Source organism: Vibrio sp. V42_P2S4T144 (genome assembly GCF_009904715.1).
Classification (GTDB): domain Bacteria; phylum Pseudomonadota; class Gammaproteobacteria; order Enterobacterales; family Vibrionaceae; genus Vibrio; species Vibrio alginolyticus.
The window spans coordinates 1-2600 of record NZ_WXWS01000277.1 but is presented as its reverse complement, the minus strand read 5'-3'; the positions used below and the strand labels follow the sequence as shown (position 1 = coordinate 2600).

2 protein-coding genes are annotated in these 2600 nt (G+C 41.8%); both read left to right on the top strand.

Features of this window, described 5'->3' with window-relative positions; genetic code table 11:
* Window positions 1-207 precede the first annotated feature (207 nt).
* Window positions 208-1617: an aminotransferase class V-fold PLP-dependent enzyme gene (locus CAG68_RS09435; protein ID WP_053307926.1), complete on the top strand. Its 1410-nt coding sequence runs from the start codon at window positions 208-210 to the stop codon at window positions 1615-1617.
* 62 nt (window positions 1618-1679) lie between these two features.
* Window positions 1680-2600: transporter substrate-binding domain-containing protein (locus tag CAG68_RS09430; RefSeq protein ID WP_161441041.1), on the top strand; the 921-nt coding region annotated here is incomplete at its 3' end.

Genomic DNA, 2600 nt, shown 5'->3' with positions numbered 1-2600 from the left:
ATATATTAATGTGAACATTGTTGTTTATAGATTTGTGGTCAAACTGTTGCTTATATCATCAAATAAGATAAAAAATTGGAACTAAAGTCACTTAATGGCAGAGGAAAAAATTAAACTCTGATTGTAATGGGTAATAATGTTTTAGTAACAGATAGTTACGCACTTAAAATTAATAATATGGCTAATTTCCGACAAGGATTGAAAAAGATGAAAGACAAGGAATCTATTCAGACTAATAGCAGCCGCCGTAATTTTCTGAAAGGCGCAACAGGAGCTGTTGTTGCTGGTGTGAGTGCTTCCGCTTTCTCAGGCGTAGCTCAAGCACGAGAACAGAAAATTGATTGGAGCAGCCGCGGGCTAGGTAGAAAACACGATAAGCGCTTCTGGCGTAAAGTGCGAAGACAGTTCGTTTTGGACAAACGAACCACTTACATGAACATTGGTACAACAGGTTCAATGCCAAAACATGTTCTTGAAGATTACGAGTATAACAACAAGCTGGTGGCTAAATATCCTTGGGACATGAAAGGCAAATTTGGCTCTTGGCCTTATGTTTCAGAGATGGTTAAAGACGTCGCACCAGGTTTTGGTGCTAACCCAGAAGAGATCATTCTCAGCCGCAACACTACTGATGGCTTATGCTCGATCATTAATGGCTTACACTTTGAACCAGGTGATGTGATTCTAACGACACACCATGAACATATTGCTGCAACATCACCTATGAACGTAGCGAAACATCGTTTTGGTGTGGATGTGGTAGAAATTCAACTACCAGTATTTACTGGTACCGAAAACGTTTCTGAGCAAGATTACATTCAAGCGTTCCGAGACGCGCTTGATGCGAATCAAAACGTTCGCCTAATTGTTTTCTCTCATATCACATACAAAACAGGAACCGCGCTACCAGCAAAAGCCATTTGTGCTTTAGCAAAAGAGTATGGTGTACCTACTCTTGTTGATGGCGCGCATACGGTCGGTATGTTTGACCTTGATTTCCACGATATGGATTGTGATTTCTATGCAGGTTCTGGTCATAAGTGGCAGTGTGGTCCGGGCGCGACAGGTATTCTGTATGTTCGTGATAACGGTAACCGTTTGAATGAGTATTGGAGTGACCGAGAGAACCCGTTATGGTTGATCAACTCCTCACTTTCTCATGCTGATTACCTGGGTAAACAGCTGCAAATGCAATACATTGGTAACGATAACTATCCTGCGAAACAAGCACTAGTTGATAGTTGCAAAATGTGGGATGAGATTGGTCGAGACCGTATCGAAGAGCGAGTTGTAAGCCTTGGTAGTTTATGTAAAACCTTGCTTCAAGAGTACTTACCACAAGCCAAAATGTATTCACCAAACGTGGAAGGCTTAACCAGTGGCTTAACGACGGTTAACCCGTTCTCCGATGTAACTAATGAAGAGATACTGATGGAATTCCGAGATCGTTTACGTGAAGAGTATGGTTACATCATCCGTACGACTAGCTTTAAGCTGCATAAGGATGATGACTTTGATACTTACGCGCTGCGTATCTCTACGCATTTGTTCCATGACGAACAAGATGTGGAAGGGCTCGTAGTGGCGATGACGAATTTGTATTACTCGTCGTTCTAACATCGTTGTTTATCACTCAAGCGCCCATTATTGGGCGCTTTGTGAAAGGTAAGGATATTATTATGTCAGTCATAGCATTTAAAAGAACTTTAGCGACGGTGGCGCTCATGGTTACCTCTGTTGCGTCGTCTGCCGCTTGGTCAGACGATTTACAACAAATCCGTGAACGCGGTGTACTGCGTCACATTGGTGTCCCGTACGCTAACTTTGTCTCCTATATTGAACAAGGTGAAGTGGAAACTTTGACTGGCTTGGATGTAGAGATAATAAAAGGTTTTGCCAAGTCGCTAGGTGTTCAGTACCAGTATGTTCCAGCACAGTGGAGCGACGTGGTTGGTAAGTTGACAGGGCAAAATGTGCAATATCACAACAAGCAGGCTGTTGTCGGAGAAAGTGTTCCAATTGAAGGCGATTTGATCGCAAACGGCGTTACTATTCTTGATTGGCGCTCTGAGGTAGTCGATTTTTCACAGGATTATTTTCCTTCAGGTGTATGGTTGGTTTCCAGATCCGACTCTAGTCTGAGCCCGATTAAACCAAGTGGGTCGGTCGATGAAGATGTTAAAAACGTCAAGCAGCTGATCGATGGTCGCGAAGTGTTAGCTTTAGAACATTCTTGCTTGGATCCTAACCTTTATGACTTATATGACACAGGTGCAAAAGTTATATTACCTGATGGGGCGCGTCTCCTTAATGAGATGGTTCCAGCGATAATGAAAAATGATGCGGAAAGCACATTATTAGATGTTGCGGATACGCTAATTGCCCTCGAAAAATGGCCGGGCGAAATAAAAGTCATTGGCCCTATATCTGAAAATCAAAAAATGGCTGTTGCATTCCGTAAAAATTCCCCTGAATTACGCAAAGCATTTGATCGTTATTTAGACTCGATAAAAAAAGACGGTTCATACGAAAAACTAGTAAAAAAATACTATCCATCTATTTACTACTTTTATAACGATTACTTTATAGAAGATAAAAAG